This is a genomic window from Clostridium sp. 1001271st1 H5, from assembly GCF_005845215.1.
In the GTDB taxonomy this organism is placed as follows: domain Bacteria; phylum Bacillota; class Clostridia; order Lachnospirales; family Lachnospiraceae; genus Enterocloster.
In genome coordinates this window covers 25943-47684 of the sequence record NZ_SPHO01000001.1, presented here as the reverse complement: position 1 = coordinate 47684, position 21742 = coordinate 25943, and the positions used below count along the sequence as shown (strand labels likewise).

Sequence of the window (21742 nt, the reverse complement as noted above, 5' to 3'; positions counted from 1 at the left end):
TATTTACTGCCTCTCATATTTTCTATAAGTATCGTTCCACTTATGTCCTTCCAAGCGGTTGGTGATATTGCCTCTCACACAAAGCTCCTCCGCTGCCTTCTGGGCTGCCCGGAGCTCTGTCTTTTCATCCTCCACCGTAAGGATGACGCCCTTTTCCATAACCGCCCTGCCGTCTACATACACATCTGTAATGTTCTTTAAGGATGCGGAGTACACCAGGGTGGAGCATGGATTGTGAAGGGGCACTGCCTTGACGCATTCATAAGGGTCAAAGATTACCAGGTCAGCCTTCTTGCCTGCCTGGATGGAGCCAATCTCATCCTCCATGCCAATAGCCCTTGCGCCGTCAATGGTGGCCATCTCCACTACTTTCTCAGCTGACATGGACAGCGGGTCCCTGGTAGCGCATTTCTGCATCAGGGCCGTGTTCTTCATCAGCTCTATCATGTCGTTGGCGTTGTTGGAGGCTGCTCCGTCCACGCCCAGGGAACAGGTGACGCCTGCCTTTAAAAGCTTTGGAATCGGGGCCACGCCTGAGGACAGGTACATGTTGGAACATACGTTGTGGGAAATCTTAAGGTCATATTTTCTTGCCTTCTCGATATCCTCATCCGTCAGATGTACGCAGTGCACCATCAGTACATTGGGTCCGCAGATTCCCATGTCAATCATGGCGTCTATATCCCACAAGCCGTGAATTCCCTTGGCTGCCTCCCTGTCAAACTCTGTTTCTGAGATATGTACGGTGAAGCCTGACTTATATTCGTTGGTCACCTTCCACAGCATCTGCAGCGTCTCTTTGGTATTGGACCACATGGCTGCCGGAGCCACCCAGATTTTGATGCGGCCGTTGTCGCAGTTGTGGTAACGCTCAAAGATGTCCCTGACACCCTTCTCAATGTCGTCCTTCTGCTGTGTGATGCCCGGATGCACGCCGTACTCAATACCGGTGTCCATACATCCCCTGCCGAAGATGCCGCGGATTCCCAGTTCTCTCATGGCCTTTATAACGCCGTCGTCCAGTCCTTCCCTTGGATGGGGGTACATATAATCCACATTGGTGGTGATGCCGCTGTGGATGCCCTCCATCAGGCCCAGCATGGCGCCGTGGTAGCAGTCATCAGGAGTCAGATTGGTGGCTGCGGGGAAGGTCATGGTTTCCAGCCAGTCCTTTAATACCATATCATCTCCCAGTCCCCTAAGCAGGGTCTGGAACAAATGGTTGTGGGTGCTTACAAAGCCGGGGAACATTACCCTGCCCTCCAGGTCCGTCACCCGTTCACAGTCCGTATACTTGGCCTCCAATGCCTCGGTGGGTCCCACCTCCGCAATCCGGCCGTCCTTCACAGCTACCGCACCGTGAAAAAATATTTCCCTGTCAGGATTTACCGTTACAATGATTCCGTTTTTAAACAAATGGTTAATCATAATCAAAACTCCTTTTCTCTCTGATTCACACAATTAAGCTTTCGCTGTCTCCAGTTCATTGCCGTTTTCAGATGCAGCGCCGTCCTCTTCTGTCTGGCTGATTTCCCTTATATACTCTGCCTCCACTTCCTGGTCCGTCTGGTCCTTTGGAAGAATCAGGTTCAGGACAATGGCAAATCCGGCCACCAGGATAATGGAAGACTCCCCGAAGAACATCTGTACATACTCACCCATGCCTGACAGTGTATCCTTAGCCAGGGAGATGCCCAGTCCCAGTGCAAGGGCAGGTCCGCATATAAGCATGGCCCTGTTGGTGAATCTGGCTCTTGCCACCAGGCTCATGCCGGACATGCATATCATGGAGAATACCACGATTGTGGCTCCGCCGATGACGCAGTTAGGTATGGTGGAAAGCACGCTGGCCAGCTTGGGGCAGAAGGCTGCCGCGGTCAGAGTGATGGCTCCCCATCCCATGACCCACCGGTTACAGACCTTTGTCAGAGCTACGATACCGGAGCACTGGCTGTAGGTTCCTGTGGCAAAGCAGTTGAAGAAAGAGGAAAAGATACATGCAATGCCGTTGGCGATAATGCCGCCTCTCAGCTCCTCGTTCTTGGGCTGCCTGTTCAGACCGCCTGTGGCTGAAACCGTGAAGTCTCCTGACATTTCCACTGCATTGATAAAAAACAGCAGGATAAAGACCAGAACAAAGTTCAGGTGGAACTCCAGTTTTCCAAATGCCATTGGCCTTGGAACAGCAAACCATGCTGCTTCGCTGATAGGCGCGAAGTTTATGTATCCGCAGATGGCTGCTATGACATATCCCACAATCATGCCGCCCAGTACGGCTGCCGCGCTGACCATTCCTTTGCCGTATCCGTTGAGAATCAGGATGGCCAGAATGACTATCAGACCAATGACAAAGTTGTGAAGCTGACCCATGGACGGGTCTCCCTGTCCGCCTGCCAGATTATAGGCAGCAATGGGGAAGCAGGAGATGCCGATGGAAGTGATGATGGTCCCTGTCACAACCGGCGGGAAGAATCTCCTAATTTTTGGAAGAGCGAAACCGATGACAATGGACACCAGACCGCCTACTAACTGCGCCCCAAACAAAACCCCTAACCCATAATTGACAGATACGGAAATGCAGATGGGAAGAAATGTGTATGTCAGTCCCATCATGACAGGCAGCCCTGACCCGAATTGAAGATTGCCGAATCGTATGGGGAATACCTGCAGAAGTGTGGCCACGCCGGCTCCCAGGATGGAGCACTGCAGAAGCAGTGTAGCGTGCGAAGTGTCCATGCCGCATGCATTTGCCACCAGAATCATGGGAACAATGTTTCCCACGAACATGGCTAAAAGCTGCTGGAATCCCAGCGGAAATGCCTGTGCGAATGGAGGGCGTCCATTTAATTCATAAATAGAGCCTGTTTTGATAGTTGAAGTACTTTTGGATGCATTCTTATTCATGTCGTTCTCCTTTAACTGATTAAGAATACGAAAGGGGGCTTCTTCCCTTCGGGTGTTCCTGACTTCGTCGTTACCCACCCTGGTTCCTGCCGGGGTGTGCCTGTGGTATGGTACTTTATCCGTCCAGTGTACAGGCTTGACAGATAGACTAAAGCCGGAGAAAAGCCTATCTGACCAATGGATTCCTGAGTAAATAGTTGCCGGTGGGCACATCTGTCGTAAATGCGCCGTCCTCTATGATTTTTTGCCCTCTCAGGAATACATGCTGGACTTTATGTGAAACTACCATGCCCTGGTAAGGGTTGTAGTCTACATACTGCCTCTGTGTGCCGGAATCGATGACATGACTGCTGTCCGGCCGGATTATCACCAAATCAGCGTCGCTGCCTGGCTGTATCACTCCTTTCCTTGGATATAAACCAAATATTTTTGCTGGATTTTCCGCCGTTATCCTGGCGATGTCGCTGTATGTAAGTCCATGGCTCTCAGCCAGGGAATACATCAGCTCCAGCCGGTTCTCCACACCCGGCAGACCGTTTGGTATGAGCCGGAAGTCCTCCAGGCCCAAATCCTTCTGGCCTTTGTAGTTAAAGGAACAGTGGTCCGTGGAAACCGTATCCACAATGCCCTGCATGATTCCCTGCCACAGGGCTTCCTGGTCTTTGCTGCTTCGCAGCGGCGGGCTGCAGACATATTTGGCCCCCTCAAAACCTGGAAGACGGTACTTTTCCTCTGTCAGGAACAGGTATTGGGGACAAGTCTCGCAGTAAACCCTCACTCCCTCTTCCTTTGCTTCCTCTATCTCCTTCAGCGCCTGTCTGGTGCTGGTGTGGACTATGTATACCGGAGCTGTGAGAAGTCTTGCCATGTCAATCATCCGTGACACGGCCTCATGCTCCACCTCATTGGGCCTGGACAGCGGATGGAGGGATATGTCCGCCGGACCTGCGGCCGCCAGTTCCTCCCGGCGCACATCCAGGATGTCGCCGTTTTCACAGTGTATCATCAAAAGGACACCGTGTTTTTTCATCAGGGCCAGAAGCCGGTACATATCCCGGTCCTCCACTCCCAGGTCTCCTTTGTAAGCCGTGTAAGCCTTAAAAGATGTGACTCCCTGGCGAATCATGGAACGGATTTCCTCCTCCATGCCCTCATCATACCGGGACAGGGTCATGTGGAAGGAGTAATCAGCAAAGGACCGTCCGTCCGCTTTCTCATGCCACCGGTCCAGACCGCTCTGGAGGCTGGCTCCGTATTCGGGTTCCGAGAAATCAATCACTGTGGTGGTTCCCCCTGCCACTGCCGCCCTGGTGCCGCTCTTAAAATCATCCGATGTCATGATGCTGCCGCAGGGCATGTCAAAATGGGTGTGGGCGTCGATTCCGCCCGGTGCAGCCAGACAGCCGGACACATCCATTACCTCTTCCCCCTCAAGGGGTTCCAGGCCCGGACCAATCTGTACAATCCGTTCCCCGCTGATGCGGATATCCTGCCGCACACATTCCGTCCCGCTGATAACGGTTCCATTTTTTAACAGCATCCTTCTCACCTCTTTGTCCTGTGTTTTATTTCAGGCCCATATTTTTCATGGGGCCCCATCATGCTTTATCCGGCTGAACAGCTTTAAACTCCTGCTTCCGCCGCTATTATTGTTAATTTTTAGACAAATATGAACAAAAAAAACAAGAGCCGCAACGCTTTGTCAAAGGTTGCCAAACTCTTGTTAGGGTTAACAAAAATTTTTCTCTCCTGCTGGAGTTTTTTGATTATGTCTACATTTTACATCTCAAAATGTCAATATACTACCAAAAGATTTTCGCCAAACATTGCATTTTCATGTATTACTAACAAATCTACCCTCTGTTCTTTGTGATATTTTCCGATAAATCAGTTATTCTCGTCTAAAAATAACGACAATTCAAATTTGTCTTTTTATGATTCGGAAGGCAGAACCCCCTGCCTGGAATGATATGGGCAGGGGGTGGACCAGTGGGGATGGAACTGTAATTTTGTATATAACATTTCGTGCGGGAAAAGAAAAAAATTTCTTTTTTTTGGGTATTTTAGAAAATGATTGTTATTTTTCTATCATTAAGAATCTTTCCAGAATTTTCTTCCGGAACATACATTCAGTGGCTCATATGCATCTCTCATAAAATCTTCAAACTTTTCTTTCCACGTTTCCCTGTTTTCCGGCCTATAGGTTGTCACAGGGTACGTCCTCTTCAATATATCCTTTACCTCCCTGCGGTTTTTAAGCAAACCTTGGCCATATAACTGACAGAGCAGATTTCCAACAGAAGATGCTTCGGTTACGCCTGTAAGGACAGGGAGTCCCAGTGCATTAGCCGTATACTGATTTAGCAAAGCATTTTTGCTTCCGCCTCCCAATACATAAACCTTCTTAATCTCCTTTTTCGAACAATGAATAAGTTTACGTACAGTCAGGCAATATTTTAAAGCAAGACTTTCAAACACGATTCGTGCAATCATTCCAGGCTGGTTTGGATTTATTTTAATTCCATATCGCTTTTCTATATTGCGGCTGATTGCAAGGGGCATGTCTGAAGGCCGGTAAAAATCAATGTGGTCCGGGTCAATGTAAAGATTATTTTCCTGCACCCTGGACGCCAGACAGACAATATCATCAAAGGTATATGCCTCCCATCGTTTCTGACACATTTGTACAATCCACATTCCCGTAACAATTTTCTTAAACATATTTGTGCGAAGCGGCATGGAGGAATTAGATGCATTGAATTCCCACCCTTCCCTTGAGATGACAGGCGCCTCTGTCTCCATACCAATAAGGGACCATGAACCGCTGGATATAAACATCCAGTCATTTCCATCATCCGGAACTGCAAATGCCGCACATGCCGTGTCATGGGAAGCAGGGGCAATCACCTTCGGACAATATGGAAGACCCATGTCGTCCGCTGTCTCCCGATGAACATATCCCAATGTTTCTGTACATCGGACCACATCGCTTTGAAGGGTAAGCGGTAATCCAAATGCACCAAATATGCTGTCCTCCCATTTATCCGTTTTCTGATTCCATAATCTGCTGTAACTGGCCAGTGAATGTTCAACGCCTCTGTTACCGCATAACAGATAATGAAATATATCAGCCACAAAAAGAATCCGGCATCCTTGTCCCAGGCGGCAGTCACCATTTTCTTTCAAGCGGACCAGCTGATGGAGCGTATCACTCAGCATACACTGATTTCCATTGTATTCATATATGTTCCATGGCTCCATACATCTATCAGCCAACTGATAAATATCATCATCAAATGTAAGTCCCCGGTATGATTTTGGCATCATCAGCAGATTTCCCGCTTTGTCAGTCAGACCAAAATCCGACCCAAATGCATCAACGCCAATACTGACAATCTGAACCTGGTTATTCTTTGCGTACTGTCTGATACCATGAATGATTTCTTCATAATATCGGTATACATCCCGTACACGGTCATGAATCACAAACACATCCTCTGTCACAAAACGATGTATTTCTTCTGTAAATAGCTGTCCGTCATCAATCCATCCTGCAATCAGCCGCCCTGTGGATGCTCCGATATCAATTGCAATATGTACCTGCTTTATTAAACCCTCCATCCGGCATCCTCCCCGTCAAGACTGTTGCGTCAGTCTCTTTGCCACCATATCAGCCAGTTTTTCCATGCAGGCATCGGTCAGTGTCACTGCATCCGCATCAATATCCTGAAGTGATTTTCCCTTCTCCAAATTTACGGTTTCATGGGCCGTTCTCACTTTATTCGGTGCAGATATGGGATGGAATGCCTTCTCCAATATCTCCAGCTGTTCGTTGCTCAAAGGCCGGTAATCCTTGATTATATACTTTAATATCAAAGATGACTTGGCAAATGCCTCCGCTGATTCCAGACAATACCACGCATCCTTGGGCGATGTTCCCCATGAAATTGGTCCGTGATTGGCCAGCATGATTACCTTATGGTCCTTCAAAAACGGAACGATTGATTCAGCCAAATCACTGGTTCCCGGACACGCATATGGGGCAACCGGAATCCTGCCCGTAATCAATGTGGGTTCTGGCGCAGTAGCCATATCCAGTTCGATACCGGCACTGGCAAACGTGCTGAGAAACATGCAATGCGCATGGCAGGTAGACATAGCATCTGCATTATGCTTATAAACCATCAGATGCATAGCTGTCTCGCTGGTTGGAGAATATCCCTCTGCCCTTTCAATGATATTTCCATCCAAATCCATTTTAAACAGCATATCCGGTGTCAGCTCTCCTTTGCTGACACCGGTTGGAGTAATCAAAACAGCATTTTCTCCAATCCGTACGGTAATATTACCATCATTGGCTGCCACCATCTGCTTGTTCCACATCCTGTGGCCTATTTCACAGATTAATTCCCTTGCTTCTTTCTCAGACGGATAATTTTTCATTTTATTATTTTCCTTTCCTCAAGTCGTTTTTATACTTTCTCCCAAAGGCCATTCCGCTTTCACTTGCCGACTGTATCAGTACCACAATCAATACCAATATACCTATAATAACCTTCTCCCAAAATGGATTCAGCAATGACTGCATGTTAAAAATATTTGTCAGCATCCCCATAATCAGCACACCTATGAATGTGCCTGATATGTGACCTTTTCCACCTGTCAATGCAGTTCCGCCGATTACGCAGGCTGCTATGACATCCAGCTCCTTTCCCTCTCCTGCCAGAGGATAAGCGGCTCCCACTCTGGATACGAGAGTGATTCCTGCCAGCGCTGCCATCCCGCCTGTAAATATATGGGAAAACATCAGTGTCTTTTCAACATTCACGCCCATCATTCGCGCTGCCTCTGCATTCCCGCCTACTGCATACATATTTCTTCCCAGCATGGTATGTCTGAGAATATAAGCCCCGGCAACAGCACAGCATATGAACATTACAGATGGAACCGTAACATATGGCGCCAGCAGACCTCTTCCTATATACTGAAATTCCTCAATGGAATTTGATGCAAAGTATGTATTCTCATTTGTCAATACAAGTGTGGTCCCCTTTACAGCCATCATTGTTGCTAATGTTGCAATGAAAGGTGCAATTTTTATTTTATTGATAAGAAATCCGTTTATAGTTCCAACTATAATTCCTGTAAGCAGCGGAACTGCCACTGCCAGTATAAGGTTATAATTGCTGAAATATAATGCAATATAACCGCATAATCCAATCATGGTGCCTACACTCAAATCAATTGAGCCGCATATGATTACCATTGTCATTCCAACGGCAATCATTCCATTCATGCTTGCCTGCCTCAGTACATTGGTCAGATTCTCCAGAGTCAGGAAACTTCTGTTGATACAGGCAGCCAGGATAATCATGAATATCAACCCTAAAATGGCATTATGTCTTTTTAGTAGTGTTTTCATCTGAATTCTTTTCATTTCCTCTACCCCGCTCTCATAGCTTAAGCCTTTTTATCCCTGAAACTCTGCACATATAATGATACAACAATAATGGCTGCCTTAATGATTAGCGAATATGAATATGGAATATTATTCATATTTATCATGATGGTTATAAGCTGTAGGACCAGGGCCCCGCACAGCATTCCGCCAATATTAGGTTTACCGCCTGACATGGGTGTCCCGCCTACCACAACCGCTGCAATCGCATCTGTCTCTTTATTCAGTCCCATGTTTACAGGGTCAGCACACGTAATGCTGCTGGTTTCAATTATGGCTGCCACACAGGCCAGCACATTGCAGAGTACATAACAGATAGTCACCACTGCAACCACATTGATGCCGGATATTCTGGTTGCCAACGGATTATCACCATATGCCTCCACATAATTGCCAAAGTATGTCCTGCGCATCAATATAAATATGGCCAGGGACAGAACAAGAATAACAGCAAATTGAATGGGTATGTAACCGCCTAGTTTCATATATGCAAAATTACTGAATCCTGCATTTTTATAACTTAAACGCGTTCCTCCATTCATTAATTTGGCAATCCCTCTTAAGGCATACATCATAGCTAATGTAGTAATCATCGGCTGTACTTTAAACTTGGTTACTATAATGCCTGTAACTGCTCCTGTTATTGCGGCTACTGCCAGGGATGCAAGCAATCCCATGACAATATGTCCATTCAGGATGAATTTTGCCAAGACCATGGAAGATAAAGCAAGTACAGAACCAACCGATATATTGATTCCTCCTGTTGCAATAACAATCGTCATTCCGAGTCCTAATATCATAACCGTGGTGGCCTGTGTAAACAGATTCCATAGTGTCATGACACTGATGAAATTCTTAGTAGTAAAACAGTTAATAACGACCAATATAATCAATGCAATCAGCGCTCCATACTGCCGCATCAGATTTTGACTGGGATTTTTTTTCATAGTTTTTGGTACCTCCTCTATGCAGGGCTGTTGGCTATCCATTTCATAATGTTTTCTTCAGAAATTTCATCTCTGTTCAGCATTCCCCGGACAGTGCCATCCCTCAAAACAAATATCCTGTCACATCCACGCACCAGTTCCGATAACTCAGAAGAAATCAACAATACACTGATTCCTGTATCCGCAATCTCTTTTATCAAATCTTCCACTTCTTTTTTTGCTCCCACATCAATACCTCTTGTAGGTTCATCCAATATAATCAGCCTGGGCCTGGTAGCTATCCATCTAGCGAGCAGTACCTTCTGCTGATTACCGCCAGACAGATTTTTAAGCTGCTGCTCCATAGACGGTGTCTTTATCTTAAATCTGCGGATATACTCTTCCGCCAAGGCTTCCTGTCTCTTTCGGCTGATAAATCCTCTTCTGCATATCTGGGGAAGGGAAGATATTGAGATATTCTCTCGGACCGTCATATTTGGAATAACGCCTTCCTCACGGCGGTTTTCCGTCACAAAAGCCAGACCGTTTTTCAATCCGTCTTTAGGCGCTTTGAGAACTACCTTTTTTCCGCCAATCATGATATCACCGGAGTCCGGTAAATCATAACCAAATAGTACTTTGGCAGTTTCTGTCCTTCCCGACCCCAGAAGTCCGGTAAGCCCTACAATTTCTCCCTTTTTCACATCAATACTTACGTCTGACAGCTTTGGATGACGTACTATGTCCTTCAACATGACAACAACAGGCTGCCCATCCCCATCATAGACGCGGTCATTGCCTTTTATTTCCCTGACGCTCCTTCCCACCATTTTTTCTATCAATTGAAATTCCGTCAATTCAGCCGGAACATATGTGCCTTCATAGGCCCCATCTTTTAAAATGGTAATACGGTCTGATATTTCATAAACCTCATTGAGACGGTGTGATATAAAGACAATACCAATTCCTTTCTCCTTCAATTGCTGAATGATATCAAAGAGCTTTCTGACCTCTTTTGAATCCAGAGATGAGGTGGGCTCATCCAGAACCACTACTTTACAATTAAGACTTACGGCCCTGACAATGGATACCATCTGCTGAGAAGCGGTTCCGTATTGATTTAGTGGAAGTCTGCTCTCTATATCCAAACCTAAATCATCCAGAAGTTTCTGAGCATTTTTATGGAGGGATTTCCAGTCGATACCTGTCTTTGTTCTGGGATAGCGCCCCAAATATATATTCTCTCCCACACTCAGATATGGAATCATGTTTAATTCCTGATACACCGTACTAATGCCTGTTTTTTGCGCATCCAAGGTATTATGAAAACGTACTTCTTTTCCGTTAAATACGATATTGCCTCCATCCTTTTCGTAAACGCCTGTCAATATCTTGATTAAAGTGGATTTACCAGCCCCATTCTCCCCCATGAGTGTATGTACTTCACCTGGCTTTAAATCAAAATCCACTCCTTTTAAAGCGCGTACCCCGGGAAACTCTTTAACAATCCCATGCATTTCAAGGATATATCCTTCTTCCATCTAAGACTTCACCCCTTTTTCACACTTTACCAACCAGTCACTCTTATAATTTGACTGCCCCTCCTGAGTATTTCTTAGAAGGGGCAGTTAAACCATGGGACATATTTATTTAGAATGCATCCGGCAATTTCTCCTCGGCATTTGCAGTGTCAATAATATACTCCTCATTATTGATAATGTGCTCCAGTTTTTCTCCATTCAGATACTTTTCCATGGTATCGAAAGCAACCGGGCCGAATCTTGGATTACAGGTAGCAATGCAGTTCATTTCCCCTGCTATGATTGCTTCCACGGCCTCGGCCTGTCCATCAATAGCAATTACCTTTACATCTGTTCCCGGATTCATTCCTGCTGCCTTCAAAGCAAGTACAACACCCAATGCCATCTCATCATTATGGCAGTAAACAACATTAAAATCGCCTCCGGTTGATTGAATGATATTTTGCATTACCTTCTGTGCTTCTGTTCTGGACCATTCACCGCTCTGGGTTGCAACGATTTCCATATTTTCATATTTTTTTACGCCGGTTTCAAATCCTGCCTGCCGGTCACGTACATCACTTCCCCCTACTTTACCGGTAATCTGAACTATTTTATAACTATCCGCTCCCCCATTCTCATTTAACCAGTCAGCGCAGGCTTCCCCCTGCCATATATAGTTGGAGAGAATCGTACAGATATAATCCACACCTGGAGTTCCATTGGCCTCCCTGTCCAAGAGAATCGTGGGAACCCCCTTTGCCTTAGCAGCTTCTATGGCAGGCATAATGGCTTCCATATCAATAGGCGCTATAAACAGGAAATCTAAATCCTGTGTGAGTAAATCTTCTACATCTGAAATCTGCTTGGCAGTATCCAGTTCTGCATTGGACATTACAAATTCATACCCTCTGGACTCCGCCTCATTCTGCATACTGTCAACCTGTGCAACCCTCCAGGCCCCATCAATGGCCAGTTCCGAAAATCCCACCTTAAAAATACCGTCTCCGTTAATATCCCCTTTCACCGCTCCTTCCGATGCCTGTTTCGTTGTTTCAGAACCCTCTGTCTCAGATTGGGCTGCTGTTTCGGATGCCGCTGCTGCTGTTTCGGATGCCGCTGCTGCTGTTTCCGCAGGAGTATCTTTTCCATTGTCCTTAGCGCACCCCATAACGCAGCTGCTGATTATCATAATTCCTGCCATTAACATTGCCAAACCTCTTTTTCTCATGCCTTTCTCCTCCTTGATTTTTTTTAATATTTTTCATAAGAACCATTTATTTTTTATGACTATATTATATCCATAATCATGTCCATACTTAATAAAGCATTTTTATATGTTATTTAATATTTTTCATTTTTTCAGCCTGCCATAATACAAATATGTATATAATTAATAATTTTATTGTGCATTAGTTGTAATCATTGCACATATACCAAAAAAACTGCAGTGTACTATGACATCCCATAGCATCTATCCTGCAGTTTTTCTTATACGTCAGCTAATTGGAAAAATCACCTTTACAGATGTGTATGAGCCTTCTTTACTATCTATTGTCACCTGATAGCTGTCTCCATAACAGTAACGTATCCTTTGGCTTACATTAACGATTCCATATCCTCCTATTTCCTTGCTGATTGGCGTTCCTTTTTCCAGTGCCTGCCTCAAAACATCCAAATTTTCCGGTGCAATCCCTATACCATTATCATAAATTTCTATGATTCCTGTCTCCCCGTGTCTCATTAAATGTATTCTTATGAAACCTTTCCTGCCACTGTCCCTCAGGCCATGTGTAATCGCATTTTCAATCAGAGGCTGCAATGTGAATTTAGGTATAATCACTGTTTTTATCAATTGCTCGTCCAGGTCATTCACTATTTCTACAGCAATCTCATCCTTGTATCGAATCATCTGCAAATCCACATAAATTTTTGCATGGTCCAGCTCCTTTTCCAATGTAACCATCTCTTCTTCCATTCTCAAAGATATACGGAAAAATTTCGACAGCGACATCAGGGAATGAATGGCCTTTTCATACTGTTCTACTCGAATCTGCCAGGAAATATGGTCCAGCATATTATATAGAAAATGGGGATTCACCTGAGCCTGAAGGTCAGAAAACTGTACCGTTCTCATGGCTCGCTCTTTCTTCTTTACCTCCTCAAACATTTGATTTACTTTTATGATTAAATCATTTACACCTTCGTTCAGGTCGTCCAACTCATGATATTCGGTTTCTACTGCTATCTGCTCTCCCCTCCAGGCTTCCCGGTTACGGTTCATTCCATCCTGAAGCTGCTTAAGAGGATGGTTAATCGTATCCGCAAACCGCCTTCCAAAATAAATGGAGGCAAAGGTGACCATAATAATGAGGATTAACAGGATTGTAAGGGTATTAAGCAATTCCGTTTTTATTTTATTGAACCAGTTTGTTGTCATGCTGATTTTCCATCCGTTGCTTAATCCACGGTGGATTGATTCATCCAGATGCGTTCTTAAAACGTTCCCTTCATCTCTTACTTCTCCTAAATCGTACCGCCATACCGGCGTTCCATCCGCCTCTGTAATGGATACATTTAAATCCTGTATTGTAACTGTTTTGGAAAGCATCTCACTAAAGGTATCCAGATTAATTTCCACTAGTATAACGCCCACGATATCACCGTTTCTATAATTGATAATAGGTTCACCAATGGATATATACCCCTCTTTTCCCGGATTTGCAACCACCCTTGAATACTTATAGTAACCATTTCCGTGAATCCCCTGTGTATCTCTTATATCTTTATACCATTGATGCTGGCTGTAATTTTCTTTATTGTAGGGAAACACACTGGATTTAAAACATCTCCCATCATCCAAAAGTATATAAATGCCGTCCAGCGTATTGCCATAATTCTGATTAATCAGCATCATGGTTGTATTAATTGTGGTCCGTTGAATATAATATTCCTCTTTTTCCTCAAATTTGGATACCCTTAAGGCATTTTGAACCGATAAATCATTTTGGACAATATCAATTACTTTAATTCCCTGGCTGATTGCACTGTCTATACTATCAGCATATAAATTCAACACTGTCTGAAGATTTTGTTTTGTGGAATCAATCAGGGAATTAACATAAAAAACAGCCGTTATAATGGTCATGACAATCATGGGAATAATTGCAATTAGCAGGTACATTCTACGCAGGGCCTGTACAATATTTTCTTTTTTCTTTGTCTTTATACGGTTCATTTTCTGGCATTTCTCCTGTATTCGGATGGGGTCAGCCCCGTTTCTCTTTTAAAAACGGTTGAAAAATAGGTGGCATTTTCATACCCCGAGTTTTCTGCAATGTATTCGATTTTATCCTCATCCTTTTCCAGCATCTGTTTTGCATGGTTAATACGTACATGGTTAATGAATGATGTCAGGCCGCAATCACACCTTGCAGAAAAAAGCGAAGACAGGTATCCTGGTGATACCCCCAGATTAACTGCAACTTTGTTCAAACATAGCTCAGTATCCTCAAAATTTTTTTCAATAAACCGCTTTGCTTCCTGTATCAAATCCTTTGTCCCTTGTGTGCCTGGCTCTGTCTCCTTCTTTTCCGATTCAACACCCTCTTTTAGGGAATCCCAGACAAGGCTCCAGTACTGTTCATGCACTGTATCAATGGAACTAAATTCCCTGGCCTTTATAAAAGTTACCTTTGTACTGTTCTGTATATGATTCAGAACCATCACATGTTTTGATACAACCTCCTCTGACTGCAATATCTCTTCTTCTGTCTGGGCATAGAATAGTAGAACGATATTGTCAAATCCCTTTTCAACTATGAAAAACGATTCACTTTTTTGTGCCATTTCTTCAATATTATCCATAAACCGTTTATAGGGATGCCTATTTTCTCCTGCTATCTCAGAAGAAAAACCATGAAACAGCAAAATCCCCATTCTCAGCATCATCTCGGAAAATTGTTGGTACTGCTCCATGTAACAAGCACATTCTTCAGAAGTTAACTTATCGTTTATCATGCCGTTTATATATGTTTCCGGCCTCATGACTTTTTGAATCATTATCCGTTCTTCCCGGGATTTCAAAATTTTATCAGCCGCCTTTTGTACATATGCCACCAGCTCTGTGGGTTCAATCGGTTTCAGCACATATCCCATACATCCGTGCTTCAGAGCCTTTCTTGCATACTCAAACTCTTGAAATCCACTTATTATGATTACTTCGATGTCACTCTTGACCTCTTTCACACGTTCAAGCAATGATATTCCATCCAGTAACGGCATTTTTATATCCGCAACCAGTATATCCGGCCGTTTCTCTTTTACATAATTCAATGCCTCAACACCGTTTTTAGCCGTTGCAACTACCTCAATATCATAATTATTCCAAGGTATGTACTTGGACAGACAGTCTAATATAAATGCCTCATCATCTGCAATTACCATTCTCAGCATACAAATCCCCCTACCAGAAACCATTGTTCCCCTTTTTCTCAGTGCCCTATCCAATAAGCAGATTCATTATATCATCTTCTCACAGCACAATAAAAGATAGGGGGGTATATAATCTTCCTCCCTGTCTGTCTTCCGTTCAACCATCTTCCCTCGCCCCAGGCGCCCATACCGCCAGCTCCTTCACCAGCATGATACGCCCAAGAATAACACACACAGCACCCATGGTATTCCACATACCGCTCCCCACTGCAACCGAGTACTCATAGGAGGCCAGGCCCGCTGTCATCCATATGAGATAGCCAAAGGCAGAGGGACCCTTCACGCCGCCTTCCCCGGTGGGCTGCATGCGAAGTTCCCTGTAATAATTCAGCGTACTGCACCCGCAGGCCGTCTCCGCCAGCATCAGAACTGCGGCAGCCTGGATAAATATTCCTGTGGGCTGTCTCATGAAGACAGCCAGAATAAGGTCCAGAACGGTAATGCCCAGCCACAGACTGCCTGTCTGTTCCATCTTATGGCTCCAGACATATTCCTTACCGCTGTCCTCTCCTTTCATCAGCCTGAAGCCATGGCGGAATGCAAGGCAGCCCACAATCCCCGGAAATAGGGGGATTCCCATAAAATTAATATGGAATGACAAAAGGAACATTCCCCCTATCATCCATTTCACAGCCTCATTCACGGTTTAATCCCCCTTTCCTTCAGATATTGGTATGTCTGCCTGAAATGGTCGCCGTACATATCGTTCCTGCGGTCCAGGTTCGTGGTAAACCCTGACTTTCCCCCGGTATCATCTGAACATTTCCATTGAATTAAGGCGGTATAGGGCTCAAACCGTTCCCTTACATCCCCTGTTCCATTCCATGCAGAAACCACCAGAAAGGAATCTCCTTTCTTCAGTTCAACAGGCTCCCACTCCCATAAGTCCCTTCCGTCCACCGTTACCTTAAATTCCCCTTTCACCAATTCCGGGTTTTGTACCTCAAACCCTTCCAGGCGGCAGTCCTTCTGCACAAGGTAGCGTGTCATGGAAGTTCCGTCCGAACTGGATGAGCCGCCTGTGACCGCGACATGTTCCATGGGTTCTTCCATGGTAAGTACGATGCTGCCGATAGATACCTCCTCCTCTGTTCCGTCACTGTACCTGACCTTGACTGTATCCAGAGTAATTCCCTGCTTACCAAGGTTTCCGGCCGGCAGCTCCATCTTGATAAACAGCTGTTTAAACTGATACCGGCCGTCCTGCATGGAACCTGAAACATGATGGAACAGGCCGGCCTCCTCCTCCAATCCCGTCATCCAGTATTCCCCCAATCCTTCCATTTGGGGAAAGGTAAGTTCCGTCACCCTGGAGGTATCCTCCCTGTCCTGGATATAATATATGGGAAATTCCTTCCACACATATCTGTCCCCGCCGGCGCTGCCTCCCGCAGCTTCATCCCCGTTTCCCTCCCGGTACATCTCCAGCTCCAGGTGCATGGGCAGGAATACAGGCCGCTTCAGTGAAAAATAATGCTGCATCAGGCTGCCGGCTGCCACAATCAGGATTCCGGCTGCCATGAATAAATAAAATAATAATCCGGATGAATACTTAAATCGGTCCTTCCGCCTTTGCATACTGCTCTCCTCTCCCCAAACGGCATCGGCCGCTCTCAAAAATCTTCCTTAAATGTTCTTTCAAAAAACGGTTCCTGAATGTTCCTTCTTTCTACCATTGTATATAATACCGGACGCGGAATCAAATTAATTTCCCTTTCGTTTCCCTTACATTTTATACAGGATTGCATACTCCGACCAAATGGTTTATCCTTAGTTATAAACACAGGGATTATCCGCATCAGCAATCTCAAAATACAATTCATGGGAGGCAATAAAATTGAAACAGGCATTGATCATCGGTTCCACCGTGGTGGACGTAACCGTCAGACTGCCCCATCTGCCCGTTACCGGCGAGGATGTGATTGTGGAGAACCAATCCATGTCCCTGGGCGGATGCGCCTATAATGTATCGGAAATCCTGCGCCAGTCAGGTGTCCCCTATATTCTGTTTTCCCCGGTTGGAACCGGGATTTACGGGGACTATGTGCGGGAACACCTGGAAAAGAAGCAGATACCCGTCCTCATCCCTGCACCGCCTGCTGATAATGGCTGCTGCTACTGTTTTGTTGAACCATCCGGCGAGCGGACCTTTGCAGCCCTGCACGGAGCAGAATACCGTTTTAAAAGGGAATGGTTCAGCCTGGTTGATTCCCGGACCATTGGCAGTGTTTATGTCTGCGGTCTGGAACTGGAGGAGGATACCGGAAGCATCATCCTGGATTATCTGGAGGAACACCCGGAATATACGGTTTATTTTGCGCCGGGTCCCAGAATCAGCTGCATCCGGCAGCGCAATCTGGACCGCATGTTTTCCCTGTCTCCCATCCTCCATCTCAATGGAGATGAGGCTTTTGGATATACAGGAGTTAAAGGAAACCCAGACCAGGAACATAAACGGCAGAGGACATCCGGCCTGGAAGGGATTCCTGCGGCCTGTCCTGCAAAACCTGCGGCCTGTCCGCCGCCAGTCACAAATTATCTGCCGGAAGCTGCGTCCCGCCTCGCTTCCCTCACCCACAATCATGTTATCATCACCCTGGGGGCCTGCGGTGCTTTCCACATGGATTCCTCAGGGAAATATGAGCTGATTCCCGGTTATCAGGCCCGTCAGACTGATACCACCGGAGCCGGGGACAGCCATATCGGGACTGTGATTGCATGCCGCATGAAGGGTTTTCCCATGGATAAGGCCATCCGCACTGCCAACCGTATATCCGCCGCCGTGGTGGAGCATGCCGGGGCCGGACTGGAGGATGCGGCATTTCCGGGCCTCAATGCCCGGAATGCTTTGGAAGAAAATCGTAATGATATGTAATAGGTTTGAAATTGAACCTGAATCCCTCATGGAATATAATGAAATCAGAATAGGTACACTGCAGGGCCAGACAGCCGCGGTGTGCCGGGGAGAAATGTTTGAGGAGGGAAAGAACATGATGGCAAGAGATGGAAGAACCGGTAATAGAACTACCGGCAGCAGAAGCATCCGCAACACAGCAGACCGGATACAAACGTTTCTGCGCTGCCTGTTCCTTCTCATGATATGCACTGTTTTCATGGGAACTACAGCATTTGCAGCTACAGAAAAAATCAACACAGTTAAACTGTCATTTACATGTGACCCTGTGCCAAAAGCCGGGGAGGCGCCAGGAACCGTGACTGCCAAAACCAGCAGCAAAGAGTTTACCGTAAAAAGCGCGGAGTACACCAACCATGTGGAGGTATGGAGCCTGGGAGACCGGCCCAGGGTCAAGGCAGTGTTAGAGGCAGCAGACGGATACCGCTTCTCTTACACCACCTCCAGCCATTTTAAACTCAGCGGCCGGGGCGCGGATTTTATCAAAGCCAAAATATCTGACAGCGGCAGTACTTTGAACCTGGAATGCTATCTCAACCAGGCCGACGGAAAACCCGGTACCATACAGGGACTGGACTGGAGCGGTTTCCGCGCCAGATGGGATAAGGCAGATGAGGATGTAAAGCATTATGAAGTCCGCCTGTACCGGAATAAAAATCTGGTCACCACAGTCACTGCTTCCGGCACCTCTTATGACTTCCGCAACGAAATCACCCGCTCCGGTGATTATACCTTCCGGGTGCGTTCCATTGCCAAGTATGCGGACAGGGCCGGCGACTGGTCTGGGTATTCCGATGAGAACACGGTTACGGAACGCCAGGTTTCAAATAATGGCAGCGGGTCCTGGGTCCAGAACCAGTATGGATGGTGGTACAGGTATTATAACGGGGGATACCCCTCTAATACCTGGGAGAAAATCAATAACACCTGGTATTATTTCAACCGTGACGGATATATGTTAACCGGATGGCAGCAAATCAACGGCTCATGGTATTATCTGGGCAGCAGCGGGGCCATGACCAGGGGCTGGCAGGCTGTCAGCGGACGCTGGTACTACATGAACGGGGACGGCGTCATGCTCACCGGATGGCAGTATCTCAGCGGACATTGGTATTACCTGGACGGCAGCGGGGCTATGCTTACCGGTTTTCAGTTTATAAACGGCCGCTGGTACTATCTGAACAGCGACGGCGTCATGCTCACCGGGTGGCAGTTCATAAACGGTTCCTGGTACTACCTGGACAGCAGCGGAGCCATGTATGCGAATCAGACAACGCCGGACGGCTATTATGTGGACGGCAGCGGAAGACGCAATTAGCTGCACAGGGACAGCAGAACATCAATACCCGCAGCTCATGGGGCGGCCCGGAGAATGGAATTCGTTCTCTCCGGGCCGCCTCATATATTCCAGGACGCAAATGGGTCCGTCAAACGCTACGCTTACATCCTAAAACAATCCCTCCAGAACCCGGACGCAGGATTCAATCCCCAGCATCCCGCTGTCCAGGGAAATATGATAGTTCCGGGCCTCTCCCCATTTCCTGTCCGTATAGAACTGATAATAAGCTGCCCGCCGTTTATCCTTATCCTTCAGCCGCTTTTCCGGCGCATCGCTGCCCTCGCCGTACTGCTTCACGATTCGCTCCGCCCGCTTGTCAGGCGCGGAATGGATGAACACTGTAAGGCAGTCCGCATAATCCCTCAGGATGTAATCCGCACACCGCCCAACAATGACACAGGGGCCCTGGGCCGCCAGGTCCAGAATCACCCTTCTCTGTACGGTCCACAGGTAATCCTGATTGGAGTGTCCGTAAAAATCCCGGTCGGACAGGGCGCTGGCCAGCCAGCCCTTACTGGATGCATACTCTCCGCGCTCTGCAATATACTCTCTGGCAAATCCGCTTTCCTTTGCTATGGCTTCAATCAGTTCCTGGTCATAGCAAGGAACTCCCAGCTTTTGAGCTGTTTCCTTTCCAATGGTCCTTCCGCCGCTGCCAAACTCACGGCTGACTGTAATAATCCGGTTCTTTACCGTTTCCCTGTTAACCATGCGTTCCATTTATCACATCCTCCTTTTCATTTCATGATTTAAGTGTCCTGTATGTATAGCTTATGACGCATACAGAAATAAGAAAGGTCAGTACGTCTGACACAGGCATGGAATACAGTACCCCGTCCAGTCCGAAAAAACCAGGCAGCAGCAGCGCAAATCCCACGCCGAATACCACCTCGCGCACCATGGAAAGCATGGTGGAGAGAAATGCCTTTCCAAGGGACTGGAGGTAAATAAATGTGGACTTGTTTACTGTGGCAAACATCATCATGCACAGATAAATCCGGAAACATCTCACTGCAAAATCCGTATAGTAAACACTCTCATTGGCAGCCCCGAACATGCCTATAAGCTGTTCCGGTAAAAACTCTGCAATCAAAAGGGCCAGGGCTCCCACCGCTGCTTCTGCTGCCAGCAGGCGGGTAAACAGACCTTTTGCCCTGTCCTTCCTTCCGGCCCCTATGTTATAGCCTACAATGGGGATACAGCCTGCCGCCATGCCCACTGCCACGGAAATGACAATCTGGAAAAATTTCATGACAATTCCCAGCACGGCCATGGGAATCTGGGCGTATTGCACCTGACCAAACACAGGGTCCAGAGCGCCGTATTTCAGTGTCATGTTCTGGATGGCAGCCATGGCGGCTACCAGGGATATCTGGGAAAGAAAGCTGCAGATGCCTAAGGGCAGATACTTTCCGGCTAACGGGACAGGGATGGCGAAGCTGCCTTTCTTAAGTCTGACCGCCTTCATACGGCGCAGATACCATACCTCAAGAGCCGCTGTCAACACCTGGCCTATGACAGTGGCCACCGCAGCGCCCATCATACCCCATCTGAATATAAAGATAAAAACAGGGTCCAGGATAATATTGACAGCGGCTCCCGCCAAAGTGGATATCATGGCAAACCCAGGGCTGCCGTCGGAACGGATGATTGGATTCATGGCCTGGCCGAACATGTAAAACGGGACTCCCAGGGCAATCCAGAAAAAATATTCCTTTGCGTGGTAAAAGGTCTCCTCGTTGACCCTGCCCCCAAATACAGTAAGGATTGGCTCCATCAATACCAGATAAATAACCGTCAGCGCCAGACTGCTGATGACGCAGAGAATCACGGCGCTGCCAATGCTCTTATGGGCAGCATCCTTCCGGTCCGCACCCAGACTGATACTGACAAAAGCGCAGCAGCCGTCCCCTATCATGACAGCAATTGCCAGGGCCACCACGGTCAGGGGGAATACCACGGTGTTGGCCGCATTTCCGTAGGACCCAAGATAGCTTGCATTGGCAATGAAAATCTGGTCCACAATGTTGTACAGGGCTGCCACCAGCAGGGAAATGATGCAGGGGACTGCATACTTTCCCATCAGGGAGCCGATGGGCTCTGTTTCAAGAAAGGTGTTGGATTTTTGGTTCATTGGACTCTCCTCCTTAATAAAAAAATAAAAGCGTGATGCCTGAAGAGCTGGTT

The 21742-nt window shown here is 46.7% G+C and carries 17 protein-coding genes; 2 read left to right on the top strand and 15 right to left on the bottom strand.

Going from position 1 to position 21742, the window contains the following annotated elements; translation table 11 throughout:
• Positions 1-3: 3 nt before the first annotated feature.
• The 13 genes from FGS84_RS00185 to FGS84_RS00125 all read right to left on the bottom strand — a co-directional run bounded on the left by FGS84_RS00185 (position 4) and on the right by FGS84_RS00125 (position 16880).
• Positions 4-1428, bottom strand: coding sequence for an amidohydrolase (locus FGS84_RS00185; protein WP_138305733.1), 1425 nt, complete (start codon positions 1426-1428; stop codon positions 4-6).
• A 33-nt stretch (positions 1429-1461) separates the two neighbouring features.
• A complete protein-coding gene (locus FGS84_RS00180; protein WP_138305732.1) occupies positions 1462-2904 on the bottom strand; it encodes a solute carrier family 23 protein in 1443 nt (480 codons plus the stop codon).
• Between the two features lie 166 nt (positions 2905-3070).
• Positions 3071-4444 carry a dihydropyrimidinase gene (hydA, locus tag FGS84_RS00175; protein WP_138305731.1) on the bottom strand — a complete coding sequence of 458 codons (1374 nt, stop codon included), beginning with the start codon at positions 4442-4444 and terminating at the stop codon, positions 3071-3073.
• Between the two features lie 551 nt (positions 4445-4995).
• The gene (locus FGS84_RS00170; protein WP_138305730.1) at positions 4996-6525 is read right to left on the bottom strand and encodes a rhamnulokinase family protein; all 1530 of its coding nucleotides are present in this window, start codon (positions 6523-6525) and stop codon (positions 4996-4998) included.
• A 15-nt stretch (positions 6526-6540) separates the two neighbouring features.
• Positions 6541-7347, bottom strand: a complete 807-nt coding sequence (locus FGS84_RS00165) for a class II aldolase/adducin family protein (RefSeq protein ID WP_138305729.1) — start codon at positions 7345-7347, stop codon at positions 6541-6543.
• Positions 7348-7351: 4 nt separating this feature from the next.
• Positions 7352-8341, bottom strand: a complete 990-nt coding sequence (locus FGS84_RS00160; protein ID WP_138305728.1) for an ABC transporter permease — start codon at positions 8339-8341, stop codon at positions 7352-7354.
• A gap of 23 nt (positions 8342-8364) precedes the next feature.
• Complete coding sequence (locus tag FGS84_RS00155) at positions 8365-9309, bottom strand: ABC transporter permease (RefSeq protein ID WP_138305727.1); 945 nt, start codon at positions 9307-9309, stop codon at positions 8365-8367.
• 17 nt (positions 9310-9326) lie between these two features.
• Positions 9327-10829 carry a sugar ABC transporter ATP-binding protein gene (locus FGS84_RS00150; protein WP_138305726.1) on the bottom strand — a complete coding sequence of 501 codons (1503 nt, stop codon included), beginning with the start codon at positions 10827-10829 and terminating at the stop codon, positions 9327-9329.
• A gap of 109 nt (positions 10830-10938) precedes the next feature.
• Positions 10939-12039: an ABC transporter substrate-binding protein gene (locus tag FGS84_RS00145; protein WP_138305725.1), complete on the bottom strand. Its 1101-nt coding sequence runs from the start codon at positions 12037-12039 to the stop codon at positions 10939-10941.
• Positions 12040-12306: 267 nt separating this feature from the next.
• Positions 12307-14046: a sensor histidine kinase gene (locus FGS84_RS00140; protein WP_138305724.1), complete on the bottom strand. Its 1740-nt coding sequence runs from the start codon at positions 14044-14046 to the stop codon at positions 12307-12309.
• Positions 14043-15263 (bottom strand): response regulator, encoded by a 1221-nt coding sequence (locus FGS84_RS00135; protein WP_138305723.1) that lies wholly within the window; start codon positions 15261-15263, stop codon positions 14043-14045. The genes FGS84_RS00140 and FGS84_RS00135 overlap by 4 nt, the downstream gene beginning before the upstream one ends.
• Positions 15264-15399: 136 nt before the next feature.
• Positions 15400-15945: a hypothetical protein gene (locus tag FGS84_RS00130; RefSeq protein WP_138305722.1), complete on the bottom strand. Its 546-nt coding sequence runs from the start codon at positions 15943-15945 to the stop codon at positions 15400-15402.
• Positions 15942-16880, bottom strand: a complete 939-nt coding sequence (locus tag FGS84_RS00125; RefSeq protein WP_138305721.1) for a hypothetical protein — start codon at positions 16878-16880, stop codon at positions 15942-15944. The genes FGS84_RS00130 and FGS84_RS00125 overlap by 4 nt, the downstream gene beginning before the upstream one ends.
• Positions 16881-17139: 259 nt before the next feature.
• Between FGS84_RS00125 and FGS84_RS00120 the strand changes: the two genes are divergently transcribed.
• Positions 17140-18177, top strand: coding sequence for a PfkB family carbohydrate kinase (locus FGS84_RS00120; RefSeq protein WP_138305720.1), 1038 nt, complete (start codon positions 17140-17142; stop codon positions 18175-18177).
• A 115-nt stretch (positions 18178-18292) separates the two neighbouring features.
• Complete coding sequence (locus tag FGS84_RS00115) at positions 18293-19534, top strand: N-acetylmuramoyl-L-alanine amidase family protein (protein ID WP_347563744.1); 1242 nt, start codon at positions 18293-18295, stop codon at positions 19532-19534.
• A gap of 129 nt (positions 19535-19663) precedes the next feature.
• Here FGS84_RS00115 and FGS84_RS00110 read toward each other — a convergent pair whose 3' ends face one another.
• Positions 19664-20275: a cytidylate kinase-like family protein gene (locus FGS84_RS00110; protein ID WP_227146052.1), complete on the bottom strand. Its 612-nt coding sequence runs from the start codon at positions 20273-20275 to the stop codon at positions 19664-19666.
• 22 nt (positions 20276-20297) lie between these two features.
• Positions 20298-21689 (bottom strand): MATE family efflux transporter, encoded by a 1392-nt coding sequence (locus FGS84_RS00105; protein WP_138305719.1) that lies wholly within the window; start codon positions 21687-21689, stop codon positions 20298-20300.
• Between the last annotated feature and the right edge of the window lie 53 nt (positions 21690-21742).